This window comes from Psychrobacter sp. 16-MNA-CIBAN-0192 (assembly GCF_040309565.1).
Lineage (GTDB): Bacteria > Pseudomonadota > Gammaproteobacteria > Pseudomonadales > Moraxellaceae > Psychrobacter.
The window spans coordinates 1-252 of record NZ_JBEOOX010000509.1 but is presented as its reverse complement, the minus strand read 5'-3'; the positions used below and the strand labels follow the sequence as shown (position 1 = coordinate 252).

Sequence of the window (252 nt, the reverse complement as noted above, 5' to 3'; positions counted from 1 at the left end):
CTCATGCACTACATCGTATTCAGGATCGCCCTGCGCACTGTGTAAAAATAAAAAAGAGTTATTGGCTGTTAGCCTAGGTTGATGCGCAGCAAACTCAGAATGCTTTGAGTTTTTATGCTGTAAATTGCCTAGCGATTTTAACGGTGTGGGAGCGTTAGTTAAATTTTCGACATTACCAACATGGCTATAACTGCTTTGGTTATTGTTTAATTCGTGTTTTACACCCATAGCATGGCTTTGCCCACTAAAGAG

General features: G+C 40.5%; 1 protein-coding gene. It reads right to left on the bottom strand.

The window, feature by feature from the left end; genetic code table 11:
• The coding region (locus AAEY78_RS14160) for a hypothetical protein (protein ID WP_352340043.1) at window positions 1-228 on the bottom strand (228 nt) is incomplete at its 3' end.
• Between the last annotated feature and the right edge of the window lie 24 nt (window positions 229-252).